This window comes from Sulfitobacter sp. IGS-18, from assembly GCF_059628195.1.
This window is the reverse complement of the sequence record NZ_CM184556.1, coordinates 2,694,037-2,718,056: the sequence shown is the minus strand read 5'-3', so window position 1 is coordinate 2,718,056 and position 24,020 is coordinate 2,694,037. Positions and strand designations below refer to the sequence as shown.

General features: G+C 62.3%; 22 protein-coding genes. 14 read left to right on the top strand and 8 right to left on the bottom strand.

The window, feature by feature from the left end; translation table 11 throughout:
* Positions 1 to 19: 19 nt before the first annotated feature.
* From ACWNZ3_RS13095 to ACWNZ3_RS13085, 3 genes are all read right to left on the bottom strand, one after another.
* The gene (locus ACWNZ3_RS13095) at positions 20 to 1,540 is read right to left on the bottom strand and encodes a sugar ABC transporter ATP-binding protein (RefSeq protein WP_496900210.1); all 1,521 of its coding nucleotides are present in this window, start codon (positions 1,538 to 1,540) and stop codon (positions 20 to 22) included.
* 91 nt (positions 1,541 to 1,631) lie between these two features.
* The gene (locus ACWNZ3_RS13090; protein WP_269364759.1) at positions 1,632 to 2,648 is read right to left on the bottom strand and encodes a substrate-binding domain-containing protein; all 1,017 of its coding nucleotides are present in this window, start codon (positions 2,646 to 2,648) and stop codon (positions 1,632 to 1,634) included.
* 328 nt (positions 2,649 to 2,976) lie between these two features.
* Positions 2,977 to 4,212 (bottom strand): multidrug effflux MFS transporter, encoded by a 1,236-nt coding sequence (locus tag ACWNZ3_RS13085; RefSeq protein ID WP_496900209.1) that lies wholly within the window; start codon positions 4,210 to 4,212, stop codon positions 2,977 to 2,979.
* Positions 4,213 to 4,383: 171 nt separating this feature from the next.
* On the opposite strand from ACWNZ3_RS13085, the gene ACWNZ3_RS13080 reads away from it, so the two are divergent.
* From ACWNZ3_RS13080 to ACWNZ3_RS13050, 7 genes are all read left to right on the top strand, one after another.
* Positions 4,384 to 5,916: an acyl-CoA carboxylase subunit beta gene (locus tag ACWNZ3_RS13080; RefSeq protein WP_114275844.1), complete on the top strand. Its 1,533-nt coding sequence runs from the start codon at positions 4,384 to 4,386 to the stop codon at positions 5,914 to 5,916.
* Positions 5,917 to 6,455: 539 nt separating this feature from the next.
* Positions 6,456 to 6,836, top strand: coding sequence for a DUF6497 family protein (locus tag ACWNZ3_RS13075; RefSeq protein WP_274576947.1), 381 nt, complete (start codon positions 6,456 to 6,458; stop codon positions 6,834 to 6,836).
* Positions 6,837 to 7,050: 214 nt separating this feature from the next.
* The gene (locus tag ACWNZ3_RS13070; protein WP_162841705.1) at positions 7,051 to 7,197 is read left to right on the top strand and encodes a hypothetical protein; all 147 of its coding nucleotides are present in this window, start codon (positions 7,051 to 7,053) and stop codon (positions 7,195 to 7,197) included.
* Between the two features lie 78 nt (positions 7,198 to 7,275).
* Entirely contained in the window at positions 7,276 to 7,623 is a 348-nt protein-coding gene (locus ACWNZ3_RS13065; RefSeq protein WP_269364952.1) for a hypothetical protein, read from the top strand.
* Positions 7,624 to 7,951: 328 nt separating this feature from the next.
* Positions 7,952 to 8,191 (top strand): hypothetical protein, encoded by a 240-nt coding sequence (locus tag ACWNZ3_RS13060; RefSeq protein WP_443069608.1) that lies wholly within the window; start codon positions 7,952 to 7,954, stop codon positions 8,189 to 8,191.
* Positions 8,192 to 8,302: 111 nt separating this feature from the next.
* Positions 8,303 to 10,303, top strand: a complete 2,001-nt coding sequence (locus ACWNZ3_RS13055) for an acetyl-CoA carboxylase biotin carboxylase subunit (RefSeq protein WP_496900208.1) — start codon at positions 8,303 to 8,305, stop codon at positions 10,301 to 10,303.
* Positions 10,304 to 10,309: 6 nt separating this feature from the next.
* Positions 10,310 to 11,086 (top strand): hypothetical protein, encoded by a 777-nt coding sequence (locus ACWNZ3_RS13050; protein WP_496900207.1) that lies wholly within the window; start codon positions 10,310 to 10,312, stop codon positions 11,084 to 11,086.
* A gap of 85 nt (positions 11,087 to 11,171) precedes the next feature.
* On the opposite strand, the gene ACWNZ3_RS13045 is transcribed toward ACWNZ3_RS13050, so the two are convergent.
* Entirely contained in the window at positions 11,172 to 11,633 is a 462-nt protein-coding gene (locus ACWNZ3_RS13045) for a DUF4174 domain-containing protein (protein WP_496900206.1), read from the bottom strand.
* 99 nt (positions 11,634 to 11,732) lie between these two features.
* Between ACWNZ3_RS13045 and ACWNZ3_RS13040 the strand changes: the two genes are divergently transcribed.
* Both ACWNZ3_RS13040 and scpA read left to right on the top strand, forming a co-directional pair.
* Complete coding sequence (locus ACWNZ3_RS13040; RefSeq protein ID WP_496900205.1) at positions 11,733 to 12,725, top strand: hypothetical protein; 993 nt, start codon at positions 11,733 to 11,735, stop codon at positions 12,723 to 12,725.
* Positions 12,688 to 14,817 carry a methylmalonyl-CoA mutase gene (gene scpA, locus ACWNZ3_RS13035; RefSeq protein WP_274576955.1) on the top strand — a complete coding sequence of 710 codons (2,130 nt, stop codon included), beginning with the start codon at positions 12,688 to 12,690 and terminating at the stop codon, positions 14,815 to 14,817. Before ACWNZ3_RS13040 ends, scpA begins: the two co-directional genes overlap by 38 nt.
* A 59-nt stretch (positions 14,818 to 14,876) precedes the next feature.
* On the opposite strand, the gene ACWNZ3_RS13030 is transcribed toward scpA, so the two are convergent.
* Positions 14,877 to 15,401, bottom strand: coding sequence for a phage tail protein (locus ACWNZ3_RS13030; protein WP_496900204.1), 525 nt, complete (start codon positions 15,399 to 15,401; stop codon positions 14,877 to 14,879).
* 273 nt (positions 15,402 to 15,674) lie between these two features.
* Here ACWNZ3_RS13030 and ACWNZ3_RS13025 point away from each other — a divergent pair, with 273 nt between their 5' ends.
* The 5 genes from ACWNZ3_RS13025 to ACWNZ3_RS13005 are packed head-to-tail and all read left to right on the top strand — an operon-like array spanning position 15,675 to position 18,927.
* The gene (locus ACWNZ3_RS13025; protein WP_496900203.1) at positions 15,675 to 16,286 is read left to right on the top strand and encodes a VOC family protein; all 612 of its coding nucleotides are present in this window, start codon (positions 15,675 to 15,677) and stop codon (positions 16,284 to 16,286) included.
* Entirely contained in the window at positions 16,283 to 16,771 is a 489-nt protein-coding gene (locus ACWNZ3_RS13020) for a GNAT family N-acetyltransferase (protein ID WP_496900202.1), read from the top strand. Before ACWNZ3_RS13025 ends, ACWNZ3_RS13020 begins: the two co-directional genes overlap by 4 nt.
* Positions 16,772 to 16,802: 31 nt before the next feature.
* Complete coding sequence (locus tag ACWNZ3_RS13015; RefSeq protein WP_274576960.1) at positions 16,803 to 17,483, top strand: molecular chaperone DjiA; 681 nt, start codon at positions 16,803 to 16,805, stop codon at positions 17,481 to 17,483.
* Entirely contained in the window at positions 17,483 to 18,526 is a 1,044-nt protein-coding gene (locus tag ACWNZ3_RS13010) for an endonuclease/exonuclease/phosphatase family protein (protein ID WP_496900201.1), read from the top strand. Before ACWNZ3_RS13015 ends, ACWNZ3_RS13010 begins: the two co-directional genes overlap by 1 nt.
* A 29-nt stretch (positions 18,527 to 18,555) precedes the next feature.
* Positions 18,556 to 18,927, top strand: coding sequence for a hypothetical protein (locus ACWNZ3_RS13005; protein WP_274576962.1), 372 nt, complete (start codon positions 18,556 to 18,558; stop codon positions 18,925 to 18,927).
* 509 nt (positions 18,928 to 19,436) lie between these two features.
* Here the strand turns inward: ACWNZ3_RS13005 and ACWNZ3_RS13000 are convergent.
* The 3 genes from ACWNZ3_RS13000 to ACWNZ3_RS12990 all read right to left on the bottom strand — a co-directional run bounded on the left by ACWNZ3_RS13000 (position 19,437) and on the right by ACWNZ3_RS12990 (position 24,019).
* Positions 19,437 to 21,005, bottom strand: a complete 1,569-nt coding sequence (locus ACWNZ3_RS13000; RefSeq protein WP_496900200.1) for a Ppx/GppA family phosphatase — start codon at positions 21,003 to 21,005, stop codon at positions 19,437 to 19,439.
* A gap of 107 nt (positions 21,006 to 21,112) precedes the next feature.
* Entirely contained in the window at positions 21,113 to 23,287 is a 2,175-nt protein-coding gene (locus tag ACWNZ3_RS12995) for an RNA degradosome polyphosphate kinase (RefSeq protein WP_496900199.1), read from the bottom strand.
* 51 nt (positions 23,288 to 23,338) lie between these two features.
* Entirely contained in the window at positions 23,339 to 24,019 is a 681-nt protein-coding gene (locus ACWNZ3_RS12990) for an HdaA/DnaA family protein (protein ID WP_496900198.1), read from the bottom strand.
* Between the last annotated feature and the right edge of the window lies 1 nt (position 24,020).

Genomic DNA, 24,020 nt, shown 5'->3' with positions numbered 1-24,020 from the left:
TCCATTTCATTCTCACCTGTCAAAACGCTGCCGCCTGTGCATCCATGACCGAAGCCAGGCGCATGATGTTTTCTTCTGTCATTTCATGGCCCGCGACCTCGCCGCTGATCCGGCCTTCGCGCACGACCATGACGCGGTCACACAGGCCGATCAGTTCGGGCAGTTCCGACGAGATCACGATGATCCCGACACCGTTGCGCGCCAGATCGCGCAGGATGCGGTGAATTTCCGATTTTGCGCCCACGTCGACCCCGCGGGTCGGCTCATCCAGAAAGATCAGGCGCGGATTGACCGACAGCATCTTTGCCAGCGCCACCTTTTGCTGGTTGCCGCCGGAGAGCGACGAGACCGGATCGGTGAGGGAGCCGCATTTCAGGTTCAGCTTGCGCCCCAGATCGTCGGCCTGCCTGATTTCGGATGACGCCTTGATCAGGCCAATGCGGTTGGCGACCTGATCGAGGTTCAGCGCCGAGATGTTTTCGGAGATGGGCAGTTCGAGGAAGACACCATCGCCCTTTCTGTCTTCGGACAGATAGACCATGCCCTTGGCGATGCTGTCCTGATAATTGCGCAATGCGAGTGTTTCACCCAGCAGCCGGACCTCCCCGGTCGCCGCCCCTTCGAGGCGGCAGATGCCCCTGGCGATTTCGCTGCGTCCGGCCCCGATCAGCCCGGCGATGCCAAGGATTTCTCCGCGTTTCAGGGCAAAGGAGACATCGCGGATCCGGGGGGCATCATTGAGGTTCTTCACCTCCAGAATGATCTCGTCCGACATTTCCCCGGCGGATTGTTTTTCCGGGTAGAGCTTGTCGACAACCCGCCCCACCATGGCATTGACCACATCGCCCGGCGTGATGTCGGCCACATCGTTGGTCACGATATGCTTGCCGTCCCGAAACACTGTCACGCGGTCGCAATTGTCGAAAATCTCGACCATGCGGTGCGAGATATAGATGATCGAAATCCCCTGATCCGCCAGTTGCCGCATGATCCGGAACAGCGTCTGCGCCTCGTTTTCGGTCAGGGCGGCTGTGGGTTCGTCAAGGATCAGAATGCGGCACTCCAGCGTCAGGGCCTTGGCGATCTCCACCAATTGCTGGTTCGAGATCGACAAGTCGCGCAGCAGCACCGATGCGTCGATATCGCTGAGCTGACGGAACACTTCGGCGGCCTCATGCTCCAGCTTTTCATAATTCATCAACCAGGATCTGCTGACATTGGTCCGCGACATGAAGATGTTCTCTGCCACGGAGACATCGGGGCAGAGCGCGATTTCCTGATGGACAAAACCGATGCCCAGCCGTTGCGCTTCGGTCGGGGACGCAATGGTGACCGGCACACCATCCAAAAGGATTTCGCCGCTGTCAGGTTGCAAGATCCCGTCAATCACGTTCATCAAGGTGGATTTTCCGGCACCGTTTTCACCCGCCACCGCATGGATCTCGCCCTTGCGGAGATCAAAATCGACGCCACGCAGGGCTTTGACAGCGCCAAAGGACTTGCTGAGGTTCGAGATTTTGAGGATCACATCGTCTTGCATGGCAGTTCTCGGTTGACCGAAAGGTGTTTGAAACTGCGCAGCCCGGCTGACCTTGATGCCGGGCTGCGCATTGGCGCCTGGTCCGGCCAGATCAGGAAGGGTCGCGCCCTTCCATATAGACGTTCAGATCAAAGCTGTCGGCGTTCTCCTGCGTGATCACGGCAAAGCCATTGTCCATGAAGGGGATTTGCACCGGGTTGAAGCCCGAGGTCTTCCAGTCGTTGAACGGATCAAAAAGCTCCGCCCGGTTGGCCAGATGCACTGCCATGAAACCCATGAAACCCTGCACACCCTGGTTCGGGTTCAGCGCCATATGGATGTTGCCGGCACGGATGTGTTCCAGCGTTGTCGGTGTCACATCCGCATGCATGATCAGGATGTCCGATTTGGCTTCCAGTTTCGCCGCAACAGCCCCTTCCGCCGATCCGGCCTCAGGTATCCAGATCGCCGCGATGTTCGGATTTGCCTGGATGATCGAGGCCGTTGCACGATAGGCCGCGTTGCTGTCCTGGTTGGTGGCCTGACGCCCGACCAGCTTCATGTTGGGATAATTGGCCTCCATATAGTCGATCAGCGCGGTGACGCGCAGGTCGTGGTTGGACTGCCCCGGATTTTCCAGCACGGCATATTCGGCGCTGTCACCGACCTGTGCCACGATCTCTTCGGCGGCAAATTTGGCTTCGGCCAGGTTGTCCGAGGTGATGTAGGCCGTGCGGTTCGAATTCGGCGAATCCGCGGCAAAGGTCACGACCTCGGTGCCATCGGCGATCGCCCGGTTGATCGGCTCGATGAAGGGATCGGACTGCATCGGGTGCAGCAGGATACCGGCAGGCGATTTGATCAGGTCCTGTTCAAACGAGGCGATCTGCTTGGTGATGTCGTAATCGGGCGTGCCCGAAAACACGGTGTCACATCCAAAGGCCGCAGCCGCTTGTTTGAAGCCCTGATAGACTGGCACCCAGTAAGGGTGGCCCGATACCATGACATTCATGATGTATGTTTCCCCGGGCTCACACATGATCCCTTCGGCGGTGGCCGTGGTCGCGCCCGCAATGCTGGTCGCCATCACGGTTGAGGCGATAAACCCTCTTAGAGTCGTAATTTTCATGAGCATCCTCCCTAGCTCTATCGCGTGGCCCTCCGGCTGCTATCCTCCATGATCACAGCCGGACTGACAGAAATTTCACGCAATGGTTTTTTGTGCGCCTCCGAACATCAGGGCGAATCTGCCGCCGGTCAACATGGTATCAAATTTTTCCCACCTACTGAAATAAATCCCATGAGGGCGATCATTTCGGCGCGCAGGCCGCCGTGGCAGGTGTGCCCGCAAGTCTGAAGATCAAAGGGGAAATGTGCCGATTTCCGCGAGGAACGCGGCATGGCAAGGCCCGAACCGCTCCGCGATCCGTGGCGGTCTTTTCAGTCGGGTGCGTTGGTCAGCGTGGTTTAATGCCCAGGGCCTTTTCGCGGCGGATGACGACCATGATCGCCAACAGGCCCGCGATGGCCGTTCCCAGCATCAGCAGCAGCAGCGGGTAGGCGCCGGTTTCGGGTGTCAGCAAGACACCCGCCAGCACCGCAAGCGCCGATCCGCCGCCAATCATGATCGCGCCGCCCAGGCCCGATGCGGTGCCGGCCAGATGGGGCCGGACCGACAGCATGCCGGCGGTGGCATTGGGGATGCACAGCCCGTTGCCAAGGCCGACCAGGGTCATCATCCCGAAAAAGGTCAGCGCGCTGCCATTGCCGGACAGGAAGATCAGAAGCGAGACGGAGCCGCCGATGGCATTGGCCATACATCCCCAGAGCACCATGGCATTCACCCCGAAGCGGGTGGCGAAAAGGCCGGTCAGGAAGTTGCCCAGGAAATAGCCGACAGCCGGAGAGCCGAAATAGATCCCCAGCCAGAACGGGTCCAGCCCGAAGACGGTGGAGCCGACAAAGGGCGCGCCGCCAAGGTAGGCAAAGAAGGCGCCCGAACAGAAGCCGGCCGCCAGCGCATAGCCCCAGAAGCGGGGAGAGCGGAGCAATTCGGGGTATTCGCGGAACTGTGCCAGCATGGATTTGCCGGAGGCCTGCACGGTTTCGCCCATGTCGGCAATCACCAGTGCAAGCGCCGCGCCGCCGATGGCGAACATCACCCAGAAGGTCATATGCCAGTCGAAATACTGCTGGATCGCGCCGCCGACGGCGGGGGCAACCATCGGGACCAGCGCCATGCCCATGGTCACATAGCCGATCATCGACGCCGATTGATCCTGTGTGTAAAGGTCTCGGATCACCGCCCGGCTCAGGACCATGGCTGTTGCGATCACCGCCTGTGCGATGCGAAATAGCAGGAAAATCATGGCGTTGGGGGCGAAAATGCAGCCAAGGGTGGCCAGCATGAACAGCACCAGGCCCCAGATCATCACCCGTCTGCGGCCCAGGTTGTCCGAAATCGGGCCGATGAACAGTTGCAAGACCGCCGAAAACAGCAGGTAGAGCGGCACCGAAAGCTGCATCACCGCATAGGTGGTGCCGAAATGCTCGGCCATCTGGGGCAGGCTGGGCAGGAAAATATTCATGGCCAGCGCGGACAGGCCGGACAGCACGATCAGGGTCAGGACATTTGGTGGTGTGCTACGGTCCAGAAATCGGATCGTGGGTGTAGCGGGCTGAGCGTCTTTCATGCAAATGCAATTAGTCCGGGTGCGGTAAATTGTCCATGCCTCATCGTTGGTTTGCTGATTTGCAATTTGCAATCAGGGTAATGCATAGACTTTGCAAATATTCAGAAAGATGCTTTCCTCTTCCCCTGCCACAAGAATACTATGGCGCAAACCAGCATTGGGAGACCTTCCATGAAAGATATTCTCGAACAGCTCGAAGAGCGCCGCGCCGATGCCCGTCTGGGTGGCGGTCAGGCCCGGATCGACGCCCAGCACGGACGCGGCAAGCTGACCGCGCGCGAACGGATTGATCTGCTTCTGGACGAGGGGTCTTTCGAGGAATTCGACATGTTTGTCGCGCACCGCTGCACCGATTTCGGGATGGAGAAACAGCGCCCGGCAGGCGACGGCGTGGTCACCGGCTGGGGCACGATCAACGGCCGGCTGGTCTATGTCTTCAGTCAGGATTTCACCGTCTTCGGCGGCTCGCTGTCCGAGACCCATGCGCAGAAGATCTGCAAGATCATGGACATGGCGGTGCAGAACGGCGCGCCGGTCATCGGCATCAACGATTCCGGCGGCGCGCGGATCCAGGAAGGTGTCGCCAGCCTTGCCGGTTATGCCGAAGTGTTCCAGCGCAACATCGAGGCCTCGGGCGTGATCCCGCAGATCAGCGTCATCATGGGCCCCTGCGCGGGCGGGGCGGTCTATTCCCCGGCGATGACCGACTTCATCTTCATGGTCAAGGACACCTCCTATATGTTCGTGACCGGTCCCGACGTGGTGAAGACGGTGACCAACGAACAGGTCACGGCAGAGGAACTGGGCGGTGCCGTGACCCATACGCGCAAATCCTCCGTCGCCGATGCGGCATTCGACAATGATGTGGAGGCGCTGGCAGAGGTGCGCCGCCTGGTGGATTTCCTGCCCGCCAACAACCGCGAAAAACCCCCCGTCCGCCCGTTCTTTGACGATCCGAACCGGATCGAGGCATCGCTTGACACGCTGGTGCCAGCCAATGCCAACACCCCCTATGACATGAAGGAATTGATCCACAAGCTGGGGGACGAGGGCGATTTCTATGAGATTCAGGAAGATTTCGCCAAGAACATCATCACCGGATTCATGCGCATCGAGGGGCGCACGGTGGGCGTTGTCGCCAACCAGCCGATGGTGCTGGCGGGGTGTCTGGACATCGACAGTTCGCGCAAGGCCGCGCGTTTTGTGCGGTTCTGCGATTGCTTCGAAATTCCGATCCTGACGCTGGTGGATGTGCCCGGTTTCCTGCCCGGCACTTCGCAGGAATTCGGCGGGGTGATCAAACACGGGGCCAAGCTGCTCTTTGCCTATGGGCAGGCCACGGTGCCGATGGTGACCGTGATCACCCGCAAGGCCTATGGCGGGGCCTATGACGTGATGGCGTCGAAACACCTGCGGTCCGATTTCAACTATGCCTGGCCCACGGCCGAGGTTGCGGTGATGGGGGCGAAAGGCGCCACCGAGATCATCCACCGCGCCGACCTGAAAGACCCCGAGAAGATCGCCCAGCACACGAAGGATTACGAAGACCGCTTTGCCAATCCCTTTGTCGCTGCCGAACGGGGCTTCATCGACGAGGTGATCATGCCCCATTCCACCCGCAAACGGGTGGCACGCGCCTTTGCGAGCCTTCGCAACAAGAAGGTCGTGACGCCCTGGAAGAAGCACGACAACATTCCGTTGTGAGGGGCAATCCGGTGAAGGATGAAACAGACACAGGGTTTTCGCCGGACTGCGTGGAAATTTCTGCAGTTGATGTTTTCGACGTCTACGCAATTGCGCCCGCTTCGCTCGGAAGTGACTATTTCGTTTCGATTTCAGGTGAAAGATGACCACCCCCTTCAAAAACCCCTTCTTCACCATCGCCCTAGTCGTAGCCGCAATTTTTGAGTGGCTTGATTTTTGCGCCCGGGGCACGGAACAAGGCCGCTTGCGGCCGCCGTGCCCATCGTCTGCCCACCCCTTGGGCAGGCGATTGGTCGATGTTCGCCCGAAACATAGCCGTTGCGTTACCGCGGCAACCATAAACTGCCAGGAAACTAACGTCGAATCGCCTCCCCTGGGCAGTCGATGGGCAGGGCGCGCGGTACATTGGGCTGAAGGCCGTGCGCTATGACACTGTGGAAAAACCAGTCCTTCACCATCACCCGCGCTGTTTCCTGCGACATGGAACTGATCGAAATCATTGCGCCCGCCGATTTCGGCACGGCGGAGGAGACGGCACCATGAGGACCGCTGCTCTGGCCCTGTTGCTGGCCGCCACGCCTGCGCTGGCGCTCGACGTGCCCTCGGGCCAGCCGGTGAGCCTGCAGGAGGTGCTGGTCGATTCGGTCGGGCCGCAGACCTGGCTGCGCTTTCGCCTGATCGCGCCTGCGATTGCCCGTGAAACCGGTGAAATCGACTATCAGACTGCCGCCCGGGACATGATGCACCTGTGCCAGGAACTGGCGCTGCCCTACATCGGCGAACACGATCTGACCGGCGATGTCATCGTCATCTCACTGGCCGACCGCGAGACTGAATTCGGCGTTGCCGACCCCGAAGTGACCCAGTTTTTCGAGGCATTTCACATAGAGAACGACCTCTGCATTTGGGAGAGTTTGTGATGCAGCCACCATATCTAGCGGCTCAGGGCGGGCGCTTGCCGCATTCTGATGCTTTGGAGTCACATACCTGCCGATTGACGCGACCCCCGTATCATTGGACATTCCTTTGCCGTAATCTGCGGCCAAGGAATACCCAGGTATCCCTTACCTCTGAACCGGGGCGTGCGAGGCATGTAGCAGTGCCGCGCCCCATCAACAATGACAGGAGACTTAGATGTCCAAGAGCATCAAACTCATCGCAGCCTTCGGCTTCATCGCCGCAATTTCTGCCTGCACAAGCGGCCAGACCGACGAAGAATACGTTGTCGTCGATCCCGAGCCCATCTCGGTTGAGCCGACATACACAGGCAAATACAAGTAAGCCTTCCTCAGGGCGGGCGTTAGCGCCTGCCCTGAACACAACCCTCGTCATCGGGAGGGATGTGTAATGCCCGCATATATGTTGAAACATCGCGGGTTTCCGGGCCGTTTGCCCGGCACCGATTTCCAGTTCACCATCCGCCGCCCAAATCCGAAGGGGGTCACACCGCTGACCCGCCGGGAACGGCGGCCGGACCGCAAGGCGCCCGACCGGCGCGCCGATGCCGCTTTCATGAAAGCGCTGTGGGAGTGTTTCGGCCCGGAGCCCTTCGAGCGGGGCAATCTGGATGCGGGGCGGCTTTCCTGGCTCTTCGGGCGCGAGGTGCTGCCCGCCACCGACCCTTTCGATCCGGCGGATTACGAAGCGATGCTGGTCATTGACGAGAGAATCGCCCGTGCGTCCTTTCCCGAAGCCTTCGACGGGTGATCGGCGTGAATTTGCCAGTGGTATGCGAATTTCAGCGGGGCTTGGCCGATGTTGCGGCAACAGGCGGTATGGGCTTTTCGGCGCCGCGCGCTTGGGCCAACGTCCGGCCTGAGGATGGCGCAGATCAAACCAGCTGCCCCGCCTCGCATCTAGACCATACCCCTTCCCCCTCTGGGCAGCAGCGGGTCACATCCCTGCTGCCCGTTTTTTCCAAAGACGGGTTTCTACCAGACGGGGGGCAGGGGGCGAAAATAATCGAAGCCCGGCGGGAACCGGCAGGCAATCGCCGCGTTGACGCTTCGGAAACAAGAAAAGAAGGAACGGGCAAGTGTTCGAGCAAATTCACATTACATCAAAATCGGCCCGCAAGGTCGTGCTGGCGTTTGCCGCCTGCGGTGCGCTTGCGGCCTGCGGCGACAACATCGGCGAGCAGGCGCTTGCAGGCGGTGCAGTTGGTGCCGGTGCCGCAGCCATCACCAGCGGCAGCCTGTTGCAGGGCGCTGCCATCGGCGCAGGCGCGAACCTGGCCTATTGCCAGCTCAACCCCGGCAAGTGCAAATCCTACTGATCTGACACGCCATCAGCGCCCTTGCGGCGCTGAACCCCGCTTAACCGACCCCGCGCAGCACCCGCTGCAGCGGGGTTTCCGCGTTTTCACCAAGACCAAGAAGGACAGTGCATGTTCAAGAAAATCCTGATCGCCAACCGGGGCGAGATCGCCTGCCGCGTCATCAAGACCGCGCGCCGGATGGGTATCACCACCGTTGCCATCTATTCCGATGCCGATGCGAACGCGCTGCATGTGCAGATGGCCGATGAGGCGGTGCATATCGGTCCGGCGCCGGCGAACCAGTCCTATATCGTGATCGACAAGGTGATGGCGGCGGTGAAGTCCAGCGGTGCGGAGGCGGTGCATCCCGGCTATGGATTCCTGTCCGAGAACAGCAAGTTCGCCGAGGCGCTGAGTGCTGCCGGTGTCGCCTTTGTCGGCCCGCCGGTGGGGGCCATCGAAAAGATGGGGGACAAGATCACCTCAAAGAAGATCGCGCAGGAAGCCGGGGTCAGCACGGTGCCGGGCTATATGGGCCTGATTGCGGATGCGGATGAGGCGGTGAAGATCTCGAACGAGATCGGCTATCCGGTGATGCTCAAGGCCTCTGCCGGGGGCGGCGGCAAGGGGATGCGCATCGCCTGGAACGATGAAGAGGCGCGCGAGGGCTTCCAGTCTTCCAAGAACGAGGCGGCCAGTTCCTTTGGCGATGACCGTATCTTTATCGAGAAATTCGTGACCCAGCCGCGGCACATCGAAATCCAGGTGCTCTGCGACGCCCATGGCAATGGCATCTACCTGGCGGAGCGTGAATGTTCGATCCAGCGCCGTAACCAGAAAGTGGTCGAAGAGGCCCCGAGCCCGTTTCTGGACGAGGTGACCCGCAAGGCGATGGGCGAACAGGCCGTCGCCCTGGCGCAGGCCGTGGGCTATACCAGCGCCGGCACGGTGGAATTCATCGTGGACGGCGACAAGAACTTCTATTTCCTCGAAATGAACACCCGCCTGCAGGTGGAACACCCGGTGACCGAGCTGATCACCGGGGTCGATCTGGTGGAACAGATGATCCGCGTGGCAGATGGCCAGAAACTTGAGATGTCGCAGGACGATGTGAAGATCAACGGCTGGGCCATCGAGAACCGGCTTTACGCCGAGGATCCCTATCGCGGCTTCCTGCCCTCCATCGGGCGGCTGACCCGCTACCGCCCCCCGGCGGAGGTGGTCGAGGGCGACCATATCGTGCGCAATGACACCGGCGTTTACGAAGGTGGCGAGATCAGCATGTATTATGACCCGATGATCGCCAAACTCTGCACCTGGGCACCGACCCGGGCAGAGGCGATCGAGCGGATGCGCGTGGCGCTGGACAGTTTCGAGGTCGAGGGGATCGGGCATAACCTGCCGTTCCTCTCCGCCGTGATGGACCATCCCAAATTCGTGTCGGGCGACATGACCACCGCTTTCATCGCCGAGGAATATCCCGATGGCTTCGAGGGGGTGGACCTGCCCGAGGCCGATCTGAGGCGGATTGCGGCGGCAACCGCCGCGATGCACCGGGTGGCCGAGATCCGGCGCGCAAGGGTGTCGGGCCGCATGGACAACCACGAACGCAAGGTGGGCAGCGACTGGAACGTGGCGGTGCAGGGGCAATCCTTTGACCTCACGGTCCAGGCCGATCAGGCCGGATCGACGGTGCGCTTCGAGGATGGCCAGGAGCTGCGTGTCAGCGGCAATTGGACGCCGGGCGATCAACTGGCCAAGATGAAGGTTGGTGACACGCCGCTGGTGCTGAAGGTCGGCAAGATTTCGGGCGGCTTCCGCATCCGCACGCGCGGGGCCGACCTGAAGGTGCATGTGCGCAGCCCGCGCCAGGCCGAACTGGCCCGCCTGATGCCGGAGAAGGTGGCCGCCGATACCTCGAAGCTGCTGCTGTGCCCGATGCCCGGTCTGGTGGTCAAACTGTCCGTGGCCGTGGGAGACGAGGTGCAGGAAGGCCAGGCGCTGTGCACCATCGAGGCGATGAAGATGGAGAACATCCTGCGTGCCGAACGCAAGGGCACCGTGTCCAAGGTCAATGCGGGCGAAGGCGACAGCCTCGCCGTGGATGACGTGATCATGGAGTTCGAATAACTCCCCATGCTGGCTGCCCCGACCCTTCCCCTGATCCTGCTTGCCGGTGTCGCGCTTTGCGCGGTGTTGCTGGCGGTGTGGAAGGAGGCGCGGGTGGCCGGGCGGATCATTGCACAGTTCTTTCTGACCATCGGCCTGCCGGTGGTGCTGATCCTGGGGGCGCTGATCTGGCTGGCCCTGCCGCTGATGGGGCAGATCGACCCGCGTGTGGGGCAGGCGATGATTGCCGGTCTGGTGATCGCCACCGGCTGGCTGACCACCGCGATCTTTGCAGAGGGCGGCAAGGCCCGCGCGCGGGCCGAAAAGACGCGCGACTATCACAAGGCGCTTTATGCAGAGATCGGCAATACGCTGGAATCGCTCTGGGAGGCCGACAGTTCAGAGCAATATGTGACCGCGCTGATCGACCGGATGCGCAAGGACGAGGGGTATATCCCCTTCCTGCCGCGCGAGCAGCATGACCATGTCTATGACGCCGTTATCGCGGAAATCGACGTGCTGCCGCGCCAGACCATCGACGCCATCGTGGCCTATTACAGCCTGATCAAATCGCTCTCGGGTCTGGCCGAGGACATGCGCGGCGATACCTTCCGCACGCTGGATGCGGAACGGCGGATCGCGATCTATTCGGATTATGTGGGCATGCGGAAACAGGCCTTCGTTTTCGGCAAATATGCCCTCAAACTGATACTGGCCTATTCGGAGGGCGGCAGTGCTGCCGCCGATCGTGTGATCAATAGCCCGGACGCGGGCCGGTCCGCCAAGTCACGGGGATCGGTGTGAACGGGATGTCTGGGTCTTTTTCCATAAACGTGCTCCCTTCCTCTTGCCCCCTCAATATAGGGCAGAGGGGCGCATCCCACAAGGTTCACCGCAGGATGAGGCCCTCGGATTCCTTGTGCTCGCGGATTTCGCGCTGGCGCATCGGCATCTTGTCGATGCTGCGGGTGATCTCGCGCACGTCCCAGGGAAAGGGTTTGCGCAGCTTGATCCCGCCATCCTTGCCCACCAGCACCAGCATGAAGCCGCGTGGCCGCATTTTCAGCCGCAAAGGCGCGCGCGCCTCCGGGTCGGTGTCGGTCAGAACCATGACGTCGCGCACCGCCAGTTCTTCGGGCTGGGCGCGCAGCAATTCCATCTGTTCGATGAAAGCAGGGTCGTCCGCACTGTCGGCAAAGACCACCACGGGGCGCTTTTTCCATCTAAATTCACTTAAATCCGCCATGTCGGCGGGTGCAAACAACAGGCTGTCCTCATCGGCAGCAGGCGATTGCGCGATGGCTGAGGTTGCGAAAATTCCAGCAAAAACAAGCGTCAACAGGCGTTTCATAAGTTCTCCCCTGACCCTGTATATAGGGATTGGGCGGGCAAATGCGATGCACATTCTTGGGACTGCGCGCATTAAGCACACTGCAAGGGTTTTGAGGTCATGACCGGGTGTATACCCGTGATGTGGCCGGACCGGGCGGCCTTTTTGCAAAAGATAGGCCAGAGCATCATGGATGTCATCCTGCACCTCGGCGCGCACCGTACCGGCACCACCACTTTCCAGCATTTCGTGCGCGGACACGCCCGCACGCTGGAAGAGAACGGCATCGGCTTCTGGGGGCCGGGACGGACCCGGAAATCGGTGTTTCCGGGCATGTTCCACAACATTCCGCCCCGCGCACCGCAGCGGGCCGATGGCAGGGTCCGCCTGCTGACCGCCAAGGCTGAGGCGCGGGGCATCGCCAAGCTGCTGGTCAGCGATGAGAACATGCTGGGCACCTGCACCTACGGATTTCGCCATGCCACGCTTTACCCTGCTGTCGGAGAGCGGATGGCGCGGATTGCCGCGGCCTTTGGCGGGCGGGTGTCGCGGGTGGTTCTGTCGATCCGCGCGCAGGACCTGTGGTGGGCCTCCGCCTCGGCTCTGACGGCGGCGCGGGGGCACAAGATCCACGATGCGGCGAAATATGCCCGGATCGCGCAAAGCACCCGCAGCTGGCGCGACGTGATCACCGATCTGGCCCGCGCGGTGCCGGGGGCGGATATCCGGATCATGCCGTTCGAGAATTTCGCGGGCCGCCCGGAACGGATGCTGCAGGAAGCGGTCGATCTGCGCCTGCCCGGCAAGCCGCAGATGCTCTGGCTGAACCGGTCGCTGCCGCTGAACGATCTGCGCGGCGTGCTGGCCGATCAGGGCAGTGATCCCACGCTTCTGCCGCGCGGGCAGGGGCGCTGGCAGCCCTTCACAACGGCGCAGGCAGCGGTCCTGCGCGAACATTATTCGGACGATCTGCACTGGCTGACCGCCGGTGCGGATGGTCTGGCGACACTGACAGAGGATGAAATCCGGAAAAGAGCGGGCCCAAGCCTGCCGCCGGCACAAGAGACAAAAGGACATGAACATGAGCAAAGACAAGTGGCGCGCTTTAGCTGAAAAGGAACTGCGTGGGCGCAGCCTGGAAGACCTGACATGGCGCACGCTGGAAGGGATCGACGTTGAGCCGCTTTACACGGCGGAAGACACCAAGGGGCTTGATCACCTGGGGTCCGTCCCCGGTGAAGCGCCATTCACGCGCGGGGTGAAGGCCACGATGTATGCGGGCCGTCCCTGGACGATCCGCCAATACGCCGGGTTCTCCACCGCGGAGGAATCCAACGCCTTCTACCGGCGCAACCTGGCAGCGGGGCAGCAGGGTGTCTCCGTGGCCTTCGATCTGGCGACGCACCGGGGCTATGACAGCGACCATCCCCGTGTTGAGGGCGATGTGGGCAAGGCCGGTGTGGCCATCGACAGCGTCGAGGACATGAAGATCCTGTTTGACGGCATCCCGCTGGACAAGGTCAGCGTCAGCATGACGATGAACGGTGCGGTGATCCCGATCCTGGCCAGTTTCATTGTCGCGGGCGAGGAACAGGGCGTGGACCGCGCGGCACTGTCCGGGACCATCCAGAACGACATCCTCAAGGAGTTCATGGTCCGCAACACCTATATCTACCCGCCTGAACCCTCGATGCGGATCATCGCGGATATCATCGAATACACCGCCAACGAGATGCCGAAATTCAACTCCATCTCGATTTCCGGCTACCACATGCAGGAAGCGGGCGCGAACCTGGTGCAGGAGCTGGCCTTTACCCTCGCCGACGGGCGCGAATATGTGCGCACCGCCATCGCCGCCGGTATGGACGTGGACCGTTTTGCGCCGCGCCTGTCGTTCTTCTTTGCCATCGGCATGAACTTCTTCATGGAGGCCGCCAAACTGCGCGCGGCGCGGCTGTTGTGGAGCCGGATCATGGCGGAATTCTCGCCCAGGGATGCCAAATCCTCCATGCTGCGCACCCATTGCCAGACCAGCGGTGTCAGCCTGGCCGAACAGGACCCCTACAACAACGTGGTGCGCACCGCCTATGAGGCGATGTCGGCGGTGCTGGGCGGCACCCAGTCGCTGCACACCAACTCGCTGGACGAGGCCATCGGCCTGCCCACCGACCATTCCGCCCGCATTGCGCGCAACACGCAGCTGATCCTGCAGGAAGAAACCGGGGTGACCAATGTCGTGGACCCGCTGGCGGGCTCCTACTACGTCGAAAAACTGACCGCCGATCTGGCGGAGGCCGCCTGGAAGCTGATCGAAGAGGTCGAGGAAATGGGCGGCATGACCAAGGCTGTCGCCTCCGGCATGCCCAAGCTCAGGATCGAGGAGGCCGCAGCCCGGCGGCAGGCCAATATCGACCGGGGCGACGAGGTGATCGTCGGCGTCAACAAGTACCGCCGCGACAAGGAAGATCCGATCGACATTCTGGATGTGGACAATGTCGCCGTGCGGGACAGTCAGATCAGGCGTCTGGAAAGCATCCGGGCCAGCCGTGACGAGGCCGCCTGCACTGCCGCACTGGATGAATTGAGCCGCCGCGCGGCAGAGGGCGGCAATCTGTTGGAGGGCGCGGTCGAGGCCGCGCGCGCACGTGCCACGGTGGGGGAAATCAGCATGGCGATGGAAAAACAATTCGGCCGGCACCGCGCCGAGGTCAAGACCCTGGCCGGTGTCTACGGTGCCGCCTATGAGGGCGACGAAGGCTTTGCCGCCATCCAGAAATCGGTCGAGGATTTCGCCCAGGCCGAAGGCCGCCGCCCGCGCATGCTGGTGGTCAAGATGGGCCAGGACGGCCACGACCGGGGGGCCAAGGTGATTGCCACGGCCTTTGCGGACATCGGTTTCGACGTGGATGTGGGCCCCTTGTTCCAGACCCCGGCAGAGGCGGCGCAGGATGCCGTGGACAACGACGTGCATGTGATCGGCATCAGCAGCCAGGCTGCCGGTCACAAGACATTGGCCCCGCAGCTGGTCAAGGCGCTGAAGGAGGCCGGGGCGGAGGATATTCTGGTGATCTGCGGCGGCGTGATCCCGCAGCAGGATTATCAGTTCCTTTATGACGCGGGGGTCAAGGCAATCTTTGGACCCGGCACCAATATCCCCGCAGCGGCGCAGGACATCCTGAAGCTCATCCAGGCAGCGCGCGGCTGAAACGCAAAGGGCCGCCCGCGGATGCGGACGGCCCCATAAAACCCTGAATTGCGGTCAGATCAGTTCCGGGACGGAAAGAGGCCCTGAAGCACGACACAATAGCGGATGACCTGCACCGGCTGAATGTTCGGATGGGCCTGGTTCCCGCCCGCGTTTGTGATCGCGTCGGTCTCAAGCGTCTTGGGTGTGCTATCCAAAAGCTCATCCGCAAAAATCTTGAGGGGTTCTCCGGATGGCGTCATACCGCCAAAATTCGGGAAAGAAATGTAGTCATTTGCGGGGCGTTGCTTGTTCCCGGTCAGATTGCTGACACGCATCAAATGATTGTGCGACGGCATCTGTGCCTCGGTCAGGGTCACCGTTTCCGTACCGAATTTCTGCCCTTGCGAGCGCGGGGTCAGGCCAGGGCCGTTCCCGGTGTGCATCGGCACCCGACCACGCAGGTCAGGCAGGGCGAATGTCGTGCGCCCGTCGCCGCCATACATAGTGCCGAAAAGTGAAAAAAGGGCCGCGTTCGGAGAGATCGGTAGCAGTTGGCCATCTGCCTCGGTTGTGGTCCGCGGGCAAAAGTTCCAGCCGCCCATGACGATCTGGCCGATCCAGAATTCCTGTGCCGCAGCGGGCAAAGCCGGGGCGCTTATACCGGCAGCAAGGGCAACAGGTGCCAGCGCCGAAATCATACGTTTGAAAGTGAACATGTCTAGGATCCTCCTAATGGGGTTTAATCAGCGAGCTTGAATAATGAACGTTCTAAAATGATAATTCTCGCGGCCTCAGTTTGACCTGTGCTGCGTCTTACGTCAAATTCAATTAACGATCATACGTATTTAACATTGGCTTCAGCAGGCGGGCATCGCATGGAACTGGATCACATCGCGGTTGCCGGTGCATTGTTGCAACAGGCGACAGACCATGTCGCCCGCAGCCTGGGCCAGACCCCGCAGCCGGGGGGTGAACATGCTGTTTTCCATACGCATAACACGCTTCTCGGCCTTGAGGACGGGCTTTACCTTGAGGCGATTGCGGTCAATCCCGACGCCCCGGTGCCGGACCGGCCGCGCTGGTTCGATCTTGACCGCTTTGCCGGGCAGCCCAGGCTGACCAACTGGATTTGCCGTTGCGAGGATCTGGAGGCGACCCTTGCCGCGCTGCCAGCGGGGTTTGGCGCGCCCGTCAGCCTGCAGCGGGGCGATCTGCGCTGGCGCATGGCGGTTCCGGCCTCCGGCATCCTGCCCTTCGACAATTGCGCGCCCGCGCTCATGCAATGGGAGGGGGGCAACCATCCGGCGGCGCGCCTGGCCCCCTCTGGCTGCCGGTTGGAAAGGCTGACCGTCACCCATCCCGACGCCACCGCCCTGGCCGACATGCTGGCGCCCGTGCTGACCGACGCGCGCCTTGTCTTTGCCGCCGGTCCTGCCGGATTGACGGCCGCCTTTGATACCGCTTCGGGCGCGAGAATACTGGCGTGATCATCCGGGCGGCGGTTGAGACGGATGCGGCACAGGTGGCAGAGCTGTGGAACGGCATGATCCGCGATACGCTGGCCACTTTCACCACGGAGGAATGGACCGAAGCCGCCATGGCCGCGCGGATCGCGCAGCGTCAGGGCGCTTTCTGGCTGGCCGAGGATGCGCAGGGGCTCGCAGGGGTGGTGACCTTCGGCCCGTTCCGGCCCGGGCCGGGCTATGCGATGACGGTCGAGCACAGCGTGATCCTGCGGGCCTCTGCCCAGGGCAGGGGTGTTGCCGACAGGCTGATGGACAGGGCAGAAGCCGGGGCCGCAGCACTGGGCCATCGCGTGATGGTGGCCGCGATCAGCGGTGCCAATCCGCGCGCAATCGCCTTTCATGCGCGGCGGGGGTTCCGCCAGACCGGCCACATGCCGCAGGTGGGCTTCAAGGCCGGGCAATGGCTTGACCTCATTTTGATGCAGAAATCCGTTTCCGCATCCTGACTTCCCCCTTTGGCAGCCCTATGATGGGGCCATGTCGATCTGGACCCGCATCACCGAAGCATTATCTGCCCTGACCTCCGGCGAGGGGCTGGCGGCGGTATTCGACCGCCTGCGCAGCCCGCCCGAGCGCTCTGTGGCCTTTACCATCGCGGTGATCGCGCTGGGGGCCAAGATGGCCAAGGCCGACGGGCTGGTGACGCGCGAAGAGGTCATGGCCTTTCGCGAGGTCTTCCAGATTGCCGAAGGGGATACCGCGGGCGCGGCCAGGGTCTTTAACCTGGCGCGGCAGGACGTGGCGGGATTTGACGATTACGCCCGGCGCATCGCCGACATGTTCAGCGACCAGCCGGACATGCTGCGCGACCTCATGGAGGGGTTGTTTCACATTGCCATGGCGGATGGCACCTATCACCCCAACGAGGATGCCTTCCTGGACGAGGTGGCCCGGATCTTTGGCCTGTCGGAGGACGATTTCGCGGCGCTGAAGGCGCGGTTTGTGCCCGATACATCGCCGCTGCCGCATACGGTGCTGGGCATTTCGCCCAATGCCACGCAGGAAGAGGCCCGGGCGGCCTGGCGCAGGCTGGTGCGCGAGAATCACCCCGATGCGCTGGTCGCACGGGGCCTGCCCGAAGAGGCGGTGCGCATGGCCGAGAAGCGGCTGATCGACATCAATCGCGCCTGGGAAACCCTGTCGCGCCGCGCTGCCTGATGCGGATCGCGACCTATAACGTCGAATGGTTTTCGGCGCTTTTTGATCCATCAGACCGGCTTTACGACGATGAGGGCTGGTCCGCGCGCCATGACGTCACCCGCGCCAGCCAGACGGCGGCGCTGGGCCGGGTGTTCCGCGCGATGGATGCGGATGCGGTCATGGTCATCGAAGCACCCGATCAGGGCAAATCGCATTCGACCATTGCCGCGCTGGAGCATTTTGCCGACCGGTTCGGTTTGCGCACGACCGATGCGATCATGGGGTTCTCCAACGACACCCAACAGGAAATCGCGCTGCTTTACGACCCTGAGATGCTGACGCCCCGGCACGATCCCAGGGGCGAATTCGCCGGGCCGGAAGGGGCGGGCGGGGCGCCGCGGTTTGACACCGCCCTGCGGATCGACCTGGATATCGATGCGCATGAGGACCTGGTGGTCTTTTCCAAGCCGCCGCTGGAACTGGCGATCGAGACGCGGGGCGGTTTCTCCTTCCAGATGATCGGGGCCCATCTGAAATCGAAAGCGCCGCATGGGGCAAAGACCGAACAGCAGGTGCTGAGCCTTGGCGTGGCCAACCGGCGCAAGCAACTGGCGCAGGCGGTCTGGCTGCGGCGGCGGATCGACATGCATCTGGCCGAAGGGACGCCGCTGATGCTGCTGGGCGATCTCAACGACGGACCGGGGCTGGATTCCTTCGAAAACCTCTTTGGCAGATCCTCGGTCGAAATCCTGATGGGGGAGGAAGGGGCGGCAGGTGCGCTCTTTGATCCGCATGCCCGGCAGGCGCTGCTGCGCAAGCTTGGCGTGGCCCCGACCACGGCGCGGTTCTGGATCAGGCAGGAAAAGCGGTTCCTGCAGGCCCTGCTGGATTACGTGATGGTCACGCCGGAGTTTCGGGCGCGGGGGGCAAGCTGGCGCATCTGGCATCCGCTGGACGACCCGGAATGCTGGCGCGATCACGCGCTGCGCGACGCCCTTGTGACCGCCTCCGATCATTTTCCCGTGACGCTGGATTTCGAGGATGGGCCGCAGGGGGTGTAATGGCGCGCATTCGTGCTAAATTATCTGTCATGAAACATCTTGCCGGTCTTGCCCTGTTGATCTGCCTTCCCCTGTCCGCTCAGGCGCAGGAGGAAGAGGAGCGTGGCCTGTCCCTGATGGAACGGGGCGCGCAGATGTTCATGGAAGGCATCATGAAGGAAATGGCCCCCGCAATCGACGGGCTGGAAGACCTTGCCGACCAGATGGGACCCGCCTTGCGCAGCTTCGCAAAGGAGATGGGGCCGAAACTGGGCGAGATTCTGGACGAGGTTGAGGACTGGAGCGTCTATGAGGCGCCGGAGATCCTGCCGAACGGGGATATCATCATCCGGCGCAAGCCCGAGCCGCCGCTGGAAGAGCCGGAGGCGCCGAAGGAGCCTGCACCGCAGATTGATCTTTGAGGCGGGGCTTTCGCTGCCATGGCAATTCGCCTGGTCAGGCGGGTGCAAACCCGAACGATGCCTGACGATTTCAGCGCGACATTCCATAAAGGACGACATGTCATGCATGACATGTCAAAAATGACATGTCTTGATTTACAGCGTTTCGGGATTAACTTGAAACATACAACATCACTTTTCGCGTTCGACCGCAGGGAGAGGCAGCGAACAAGTGATTCAGGTATATCCCGAAGCGCTATAGGCTGCCCTCTTTCGCGACAGCTTGGGACATGGGGAGGTGCCGCCCCTTCGCCCAGTGGGATTCGCGGGATGCGCGCCCGACCGGTCGAGGCAGCAGATCACACAGGATATGTCATACAAGACCTGTCTAAAATGACATGTCATACATGACATGTCTGCCGGTGCAGTGTGCAGGGTGCAGGCGGCAAATGCCGACAGCGTAAAACGCAAAGCCTGGACAGGCGCGACAACCGGATGCAGGGCGCGGCGGCAAGCCGGGGCGACCCGTGCTAACCCTTCGCCGTCTTCAACTCCACCGAGGCCTCCAACGATCCGGCGAGCGAATTCAAACGCGCTTCGGCCACTTCGCCGAACAGCGGCATCATGTCTTCGGTGATCCAGAGCTGCAGCAGCTTTTTCTTGGGAAACCAACGCAGTTCGCCGCGATCTTCATCCTTGTTCATCCACAGCATCGCCCCGAATCGCATGGCCTTGCCCAGGATCTCGGCCTCCTTGCGGGCCCGCTCGTCGATCATCTGGTAGAGATCTTCAAAACGGGTGTTCTCGCGCTTGTTGGAATAGCGGTGCAGCAGGGCAAGGCCCAGAAACACCCGTTCGGAATGCTTCAGCCCCCCCAGGTTGGCCCGCGTCGCATTGTCAAAACAGACCTCGGCCCGGTAATCGGGATGCGCGCGCCAGCTGACGTCATGCAGCAGGCAGGCGGCCTTGACCAGGCGCCTGCGCTGCGGCGAACTGGATTTGTAGAGCGGCAGAATGAAGTTGAAGAGGACCTTGCCGAAACCCGGTGTGCGGGCATCCTTGGCCTCGGCAAAGCGGCAGGCCTCGATCAGCGGATCCCGGTCGCGCAGGCGCTGCGGCATCTGTTCATAGAGCATCCCCTCGCGGATCCCATAGCTGGAAATCGCGATATCCTTGGGCTTGAAGGTCTTGACCAGGCGGCTCAGCACCTCTGCCGCATAGGGCACCAGTGCCATCCGGGTCGATGATACGCCCGCCTCGTTGCGCAGCTCCTCCAGGTTTGATTGCTTGATGAATTTGACCGTGGCGCTGACCGCGCGGGGCGTCATCCGGTATTCGTGCAGCACATGCAGCGGATAGCCCCGGCGCACCATGTCGATGCGCGCGATGGCCCGCCAGGATCCGCCCACCAGGAACAACCGGTCCCGCTGGACGCCCATACGCTCCTGCAGGCCCTCCATCACCTCCTTGATCTGTGCATTCCGCGCCTTTGCGCCGCCCTTGATGTCGCGCAGTTTCAGCGGTCCCAGTTGCGAGGAGACACGCCGGCCCACGCGGCCCCCGGAAATCTCGGCCAGTTCCATGGAGGAACCGCCGATGTCACAGACCAGGCCATAGGCACCGGGCCAGCCCAGCAGAACCCCCTGCGCCGAAAGCCGCGCTTCTTCTTCGCCGTCGATGACCCAGATCCGCAAGCCGGTGTCGCGCAGCACTTCTTCGCAGAATGCCGCGCCGTCGCTGGCGTCGCGCACCGCTGCCGTGGCCACTACCGTCAACTCGCTCAGGCCCATGCTGTCTGCCAGCTTGCGAAAGCGGCGCATGGCCGAGAGGGCGCGCACCCGGCCCTCCGGCGACAGATGCCCGGTCTCGGCCATGCCTGCGCCCAGGGCGCACATGATCTTTTCGTTGTAGAAATAGGCGGGCGATCGCGCCGCGCCGTCAAAAACCACCAGCCGGACGGAGTTTGACCCCACATCGACAACCCCCACCCGCGACAGTTTGCGCGCGCTGGGGTCTTCGAACAGTGGTTTTGCAAACAGGCCCAGATCAGCAACGCCGGTTTCCGGCACCGGCGTGTTGGTCTCCGTAAGGTTAGCCATGAGGTCTCCTGGCGGTCGGCTCAACTGTCCGTAAGATGGTGCAGGTGGCACCGGGGGTCAATGTCCGATCCCGCCGAACATCGGGGCGGGCGGACCGGCATCCGCCCTCAGTCTTCCGTATGTGTCAGTTTTGGCACGTCCGAAGCCCCCGCAGAGCCGCGCCCCGAGAGCGAGGGATTTTCCATGAAGAACCGGTGGCAGTTGAAGCTGAACTGCCCCTCCACAATCGGCGGGCGGGTAAATTTGCCATCGGGTGCCATCACCCAGCTTTGCGCCACATCGGCCAGGTTCGCGGCCAGGATCTGGCTGGTGATCTGCGCCTTGACCGTCGGGTTCTCGATCTCCACCAAGGTTTCGACCCGGCGGTTCAGGTTGCGCCCCATCCAGTCGGCGGAGGAGATAAAGACCCGCGCCCTCTTGTGGGGCAGGCCGTGACCATTGCCAAAGCAGACGATGCGCGAATGCTCCAGGAACCGTCCGACGATGGATTTGACGCGGATGTTCTCGGACAGCCCCTTGATCCCCGGGCGCAATCCGCAAATGCCCCTGATCACCAGGCTGATCTTCACCCCGGCCTGGCTGGCGGCATAAAGCGCGTCAATCACTTCCGCATCAATGATGGAGTTCATCTTGGCCCAGATCGCTGCAGGCTTGCCCGCCTCGGCATGGGCCGCCTCCGCCGCAATCAGTTCCAGCAGACGGGGCTTCAGCGTGGTGGGAGAGATCGCCAGATTGTCCAGCTTCTCCGGTTGTGCGTAGCCCGACAGGAAGTTGAAAACCTTGGTGGCGTCGCGGCCAAGTTTCTGGTCGCAGGTGAACAGCGACAGATCGGTATAGATGCGCGCGGTGATGGGGTGATAATTGCCGGTGCCGTAATGGGTATAGGTCACCAGCTGGTTGCCCTCGCGCCGCACCACGGTGGAAATCTTCGCATGTGTCTTGAGGTCAAGGAAGCCATAGACCACATGCGCGCCCGCGCGCTCCAGCCGCCGGGACTGGCGGATGTTGGCGGCCTCGTCGAACCGCGCCTTCAGTTCGACCAGCGCGGTCACGGATTTCCCGTCTTCCGCCGCCTCGCAAAGCGCCTCGACAATCGGGCTGTCGCGCGAGGTCCGGTAGAGCGTCTGCTTGATCGCCACGACATTCGGATCGCGCGCCGCCTGCGCGAGGAAACGGATCACCATGTCGAAGGTCTCATAGGGGTGGTGCAGCAGCATGTCCTTCTGGCGGATCGCCTCGAACATGTCGCCGTCATGGTCGCTGACCCGTTCCGGCACCCGCGGGGTAAAGGAGGGCCAGAGCAGGTCGGGCCTTGCGTCGGTGACCAGCTTGCTCAGGTCATCGAGCCCGATCATGCCGTCGATCTCGATCACGTCACGCTCATGAACGCCAAGCTCGGCCATCACCACGGCTTTCAGCTTTTCCGGCGCGCCGACCGAATGGGTCAGGCGGACAACCTCACCCCGGCGGCGGCGTTTCAGCGCCACCTCGAATTCGCGCACCAGGTCCTCGGCCTCGTCCTCGACTTCCAGGTCGCTGTCCCGCAGGACCCTGAATTCAAAGTGGCTTTTCAGCTTGTAGCCCGGAAACAGGTCGGGGATCTTGAGCACAAGAAGGTCCTCAAGCGGCAGGTAACGCAGGGTGCCCTCCGGGGCGGGCAGCGGCACAAAGCGGTCGATCTGCGCCGGGATCGGCAGCAGCGCCTGCAGCGGGCGCTTGTCGCGGGTCCGTTCCAGCTGCAGCGCCAGCGCATAGCCGGTGTTGGGGATGAAGGGAAAGGGATGCGCAGGGTCGATGGCCAGCGGCGACAGCACCGCAAAGACCTGCGTCAGGAACATCTCCTTGAGGTATTCGTGATCGGCCGCGGTCAGGTCCGACTGATGTTCCAGAAAGATGTTCTGCGCATCCATTTCCGCCATCAGTTCAACCAGCACCCGCTGCTGGTTCATCATCAGGTTGCGCGCGTCCTCGTTGATCAGGACCAGTTGTTCGGCGGGGGACAGACCGTCGGCGGCAGGCGTCGTATTGCCGGCCTGGGCCAGCTCGCGCAGGCCCGCCACGCGCACGGTATAGAATTCATCGAGGTTGCCCGCGGATATCGACAGGAACCGCAGTCGCTCCAACAGCGGCACACGCGGGTTTTCCGCCTCTTCCAGCACACGCCAGTTGAACCCCAGCCAGCTGAGTTCGCGGTTGAAAAAACGGTCCGGCCCCGTGATGTCGAGGTCGGCCAGTTCGATGGCGGGCGCGAAAGGCCCTTCTAGGAAATCTGCGTGAGTCATGGCGGCCTTATGGCGCTGGTGTGTAACGATGTTGCGACAATGCGGGCAGTATCAGCCCGCTGCGGGGGGCTTGTCCAGCACCTGCGCCGCCAACTGCCGGGTAAGCGGGCGTTTTTGCGCCAGGCTGGCGGCATCAAGGCGCTGCACCAGGGCGATTGCGGCGGCAAAGGACCGGTCCATGCGGGACAGCAGGTAGGGGACCAGATCGGGCTTGGGGGTCAATTGCCGGTCGGCCAGCAGCTTGACCAGCACGGCGGTCAGCAGCATGTCGTCCGGCGCCTCCAGCGCCACGGCCGTGGCACCGCGCATCCGGCTGACGAGGTCGGGCAGGGTCAGCCCCCATTGCGCAACCGGGGGCGTGCCGGTCAGCAGCAGCGTATGGCCCTCGGCCAGGATCAGGTTGTGCAGGTGGAACAGCGCTGTCTGGGCCGCGCCGTTCCCGGCGATATCCGGCACATCCTCTACGGCAAGCGGCCCTGTGGCCAGCGCAGGCACCTCCATATCCACAAGGCTGCGCGCCGGGATGATCCGGGCCTGCGCCTGATCGGCCCAGACATGGGCCAGATGGGTCTTGCCTGCCCCTTCCGGACCGGTGAGAGCCAGCTTGCCGCCGGGCCAGCCGGGCCATTGGTCGATCATCGAAAGGGCCATGGCATTGGACGGTGCCGCGAAAAAGGCGTCACGCCCCAGTGCGGTGCGGCTGGGCAGGTCGAACCCCAATTGTCGGGCCATG

What these genes read in the sequence shown, in the direction of transcription:
- ACWNZ3_RS12995 (WP_496900199.1), bottom strand. Translation starts at nt 23,287, where the DNA reads ATGACTCACGCAGATTTCCTAGAAGGGCCTTTCGCGCCCGCCATCGAA.
- ACWNZ3_RS13050 (WP_496900207.1), top strand. Translation starts at nt 10,310, where the DNA reads ATGCTGGCTGCCCCGACCCTTCCCCTGATCCTGCTTGCCGGTGTCGCG.
- ACWNZ3_RS13040 (WP_496900205.1), top strand. Translation starts at nt 11,733, where the DNA reads ATGACCGGGTGTATACCCGTGATGTGGCCGGACCGGGCGGCCTTTTTG.
- ACWNZ3_RS13095 (WP_496900210.1), bottom strand. Translation starts at nt 1,540, where the DNA reads ATGCAAGACGATGTGATCCTCAAAATCTCGAACCTCAGCAAGTCCTTT.
- ACWNZ3_RS13065 (WP_269364952.1), top strand. Translation starts at nt 7,276, where the DNA reads ATGTTGAAACATCGCGGGTTTCCGGGCCGTTTGCCCGGCACCGATTTC.
- ACWNZ3_RS13000 (WP_496900200.1), bottom strand. Translation starts at nt 21,005, where the DNA reads ATGGCTAACCTTACGGAGACCAACACGCCGGTGCCGGAAACCGGCGTT.
- scpA (WP_274576955.1), top strand. Translation starts at nt 12,688, where the DNA reads ATGAACATGAGCAAAGACAAGTGGCGCGCTTTAGCTGAAAAGGAACTG.
- ACWNZ3_RS12990 (WP_496900198.1), bottom strand. Translation starts at nt 24,019, where the DNA reads ATGGCCCGACAATTGGGGTTCGACCTGCCCAGCCGCACCGCACTGGGG.
- ACWNZ3_RS13055 (WP_496900208.1), top strand. Translation starts at nt 8,303, where the DNA reads ATGTTCAAGAAAATCCTGATCGCCAACCGGGGCGAGATCGCCTGCCGC.
- ACWNZ3_RS13025 (WP_496900203.1), top strand. Translation starts at nt 15,675, where the DNA reads ATGGAACTGGATCACATCGCGGTTGCCGGTGCATTGTTGCAACAGGCG.
- ACWNZ3_RS13030 (WP_496900204.1), bottom strand. Translation starts at nt 15,401, where the DNA reads ATGGGCGGCTGGAACTTTTGCCCGCGGACCACAACCGAGGCAGATGGC.
- ACWNZ3_RS13080 (WP_114275844.1), top strand. Translation starts at nt 4,384, where the DNA reads ATGAAAGATATTCTCGAACAGCTCGAAGAGCGCCGCGCCGATGCCCGT.
- ACWNZ3_RS13045 (WP_496900206.1), bottom strand. Translation starts at nt 11,633, where the DNA reads ATGAAACGCCTGTTGACGCTTGTTTTTGCTGGAATTTTCGCAACCTCA.
- ACWNZ3_RS13090 (WP_269364759.1), bottom strand. Translation starts at nt 2,648, where the DNA reads ATGAAAATTACGACTCTAAGAGGGTTTATCGCCTCAACCGTGATGGCG.
- ACWNZ3_RS13085 (WP_496900209.1), bottom strand. Translation starts at nt 4,212, where the DNA reads ATGAAAGACGCTCAGCCCGCTACACCCACGATCCGATTTCTGGACCGT.
- ACWNZ3_RS13005 (WP_274576962.1), top strand. Translation starts at nt 18,556, where the DNA reads ATGAAACATCTTGCCGGTCTTGCCCTGTTGATCTGCCTTCCCCTGTCC.
- ACWNZ3_RS13010 (WP_496900201.1), top strand. Translation starts at nt 17,483, where the DNA reads ATGCGGATCGCGACCTATAACGTCGAATGGTTTTCGGCGCTTTTTGAT.
- ACWNZ3_RS13070 (WP_162841705.1), top strand. Translation starts at nt 7,051, where the DNA reads ATGTCCAAGAGCATCAAACTCATCGCAGCCTTCGGCTTCATCGCCGCA.
- ACWNZ3_RS13075 (WP_274576947.1), top strand. Translation starts at nt 6,456, where the DNA reads ATGAGGACCGCTGCTCTGGCCCTGTTGCTGGCCGCCACGCCTGCGCTG.
- ACWNZ3_RS13015 (WP_274576960.1), top strand. Translation starts at nt 16,803, where the DNA reads ATGTCGATCTGGACCCGCATCACCGAAGCATTATCTGCCCTGACCTCC.